At 33.9% G+C, this 2805-nt stretch carries 2 protein-coding genes and 1 pseudogene; all 3 read right to left on the bottom strand.

What is annotated here, in order from left to right:
* A partial coding sequence (locus tag HMPREF3112_RS08885; protein WP_070439355.1) for a sensor domain-containing diguanylate cyclase occupies positions 1 to 1009 on the bottom strand: 1009 nt, incomplete at its 3' end.
* Positions 1010 to 1030: 21 nt separating this feature from the next.
* A pseudogene (locus HMPREF3112_RS08880) lies at positions 1031 to 1264 on the bottom strand (PfkB family carbohydrate kinase); the annotation flags it as partial.
* A gap of 29 nt (positions 1265 to 1293) precedes the next feature.
* On the bottom strand, positions 1294 to 1893 hold the full coding sequence (locus HMPREF3112_RS08875; RefSeq protein WP_070439352.1) for a UDP-N-acetylglucosamine 2-epimerase: 600 nt from the start codon (positions 1891 to 1893) through the stop codon (positions 1294 to 1296).
* Positions 1894 to 2805 lie beyond the last annotated feature (912 nt).

Below are 2805 nucleotides of genomic sequence, written 5' to 3'. Positions count from 1 at the left end.
TATTTTCGTACATTTTCTTATCAGCTATTGCAAAAAAATCAACGAAGTTTTTATGTGATTGATAAGAGTCCGTATAAGCACCTAAAGATGCTGTAATCCCCATATCTTTGAGAGTCATTTCTGCTTGAACAAGTTTTATTAAAAATTCAGCTTGATTTTCAGAAACTCCAGGGAGTAAAACCGCAAATTCATCTCCACCTAACCTTGCTATTACAGCACTTTCAGGCATTATCTTCGTTAAAATATCACCAAATTCAATTAGAATCTTATCTCCCGTAGCATGTCCAAAGGTATCATTTGCTTCCTTGAATTTATCCAAATCAGATATAATAACCGTAATTTGTTCTTCTTTACGTGTCAGACATTCCTCAAAAGCAAGCTCAATATATCGTCGATTATGAACCCGTGTTAAAACATCTTCGTATGCCATCCTCTGTATTTCAAGTTCATGAAGTCTCTGCTCTGTAACATCAAGAACAAAACAAAAAACACCAATCACTTTTTGGCGATTGTTATAAATGGGAGAATACATATTTTGCCAGTAAAGCGTTTTGTCGCCTGTCTTAATAGTATCCATAAATATAAATGTTTCACCCTTTTTCGCACGATCAACATTTGCTTTTAAACGCGCAGCATCTTCATTATTAAGATAATTCATTGGAAAGTCACCAATTTTGGGAGTGAAATAAAAGATTTCTTCCATGAGCCGAATATCATTCTTATTAACCGCAATAAAACGATAATCTAAGTCTACAGCATAGACGTTAATAAGTTTCGAACTCTGTAAGATAAAGTGGGATAGCATATGCTGTCTTCGATTAAGGTAAGATGCTAGGGTCCAAAGAACTAGTATTCCTATAAAGATTGCTAAAACGATGGGATTATCATGGTCAATCAAAACATCATCATACACTAAGCGCATTAATAACATTAACGCAGCAAAAATACTTAAGTACGTTAACAATCTTTGATGCTTGATTAAAAAATCACTTACTTTTCCTAATACCATTACAGCCTCACCATTCTAAGTAGTTTTAATACCTTCAGCATCCAAACTGTCTGTAACAAAACGTCCTGTAAAACCACCGATGAAGCCCGTAGCAGTATTGTCAATTCCTAAACGTTGTAGAATACGGCTGACATTAATACCCTTACCACCAGCGAATTTATCATCACTCTCTATACGGTTAACTTCACCAATCTCTACCTTGTCGATACGAACAATGAAGTCGATTGATGGGTTTAGCGTCACAGTATAAATCATACTTCAATAACCCTCGTTTTCTCTTTTAATTATTTAAGGAGCCCTTCTTCCGAAGCATTTGTGATTATGGTTACTTTCTCAACCTCGGCTACCTTAGCATAGGTAACCTGACCAAGTTTAGAAGCATCAGCTAGAACATAGGCTTTTTGCGCATTAGCTATCACTGTTCGTTTAATGACCGCCTCTTCCATATCTGGCGTTGTGAAATAATTGGCATCAACTTCATTAGCACCAATGAAAGCACAATCAAAATTCAGTTGTCTGATTTGTTCCAGAGCTGTACTTCCAATAGATGCATCTGTTGAATGTTTAACCTTACCACCAATAATCCTAGTACTAATACCGAGATCTACCAGCTTAACAGCATGATGGATAGAATTAGTCACAACCGTCACCTGACGATTCATTTCCTCTGGATATGGTGAATATTTGTCATAAGTTCTAAGCCCAGCCTCAACGTGACCAATACTTACTTTATTGTAAAATGCAACCAATCCAGCAGCAAAAGTTGTTGTAGTATCACCATGAACTAAAACCAAATCAGGTTGTTCTTTCTTAACAACTGGATCAAAATTAGCCAAAATTTTAGAAGTAATTTCCTGAAGTGATTGATTTTTTTCCCATAAGATCCCCCCCTATGACCTATACGAAATCAATATAATATTGACAAATAAGACTCTACATTATCACTTTATTATCCCCAATAAAAAGGAAAATGAGTTATCCTTTCTCCAAAAGCATTAAAGGGAATGCCCTCGCTATTGGTCTTGTTTTGCAAATGATGTAAAGTAGATAAAGAAAAAGGTCTCAATAAAAAGACTATCATTACGTATAAAATTCAAGAAGTAAGACAAGAAAACTAAGTCATATCATCCAAGGATATCAATTGTTTTGAGATTTTCTAGTCTTCTCCCCCGAATTTAAAAATACACTATTTAATAAATAAAAAAACTGCAGGAGAAAAAACGCTTTGCTAATAAAAGTGTTTTTGAATCCAGCAGTATTGCTAATTTACATATATTTCATAAAAACTTCTCCCCATTTTAAAGAGCGTCCCCTTTACTTACGCTCTATCCCCATCTTACAAATCAAAACATCGGTATGATAACCCTATCCCAATACCATATCACATAGCACCAAGTACCAACAAGTAATCATTCAACTCTCCCCAAAAGAGTCAAAATATTACAAACAGGTTGGCTTCGAGTTACTACTACCCATGTTCCCTATTCATATAGACGCTATAATTATAACATGTTATTTTTATTTTTCAACCTTTTTTAATTTTTTTATTATTTTAATGTATGTGACAACCATTATAATGAAGTCGTTTGAATTAAACACTCCTACTTAACAAATACTAATCAAATGATATTTATCTATATTTTAATAAATAATAATTAAACACCCTTTGGCTTTTAAATGGATTTGCATAAAAAAATCAGAATTCCTATTAAAATTCTGATTCAGAATGAAGACAAACATCGTTTTTGATGTTTGTCTTTTTTTGTCTCACGAAAACCACTAGCTGTGCTAGTGGT

Origin of the sequence: Streptococcus sp. HMSC10E12, from assembly GCF_001807855.1 — a bacterium.
GTDB classification, from domain to species: domain Bacteria; phylum Bacillota; class Bacilli; order Lactobacillales; family Streptococcaceae; genus Streptococcus; species Streptococcus salivarius.
Note: the sequence above shows the minus strand (reverse complement) of the source record. Positions and strands in the feature narration are given on the sequence as shown.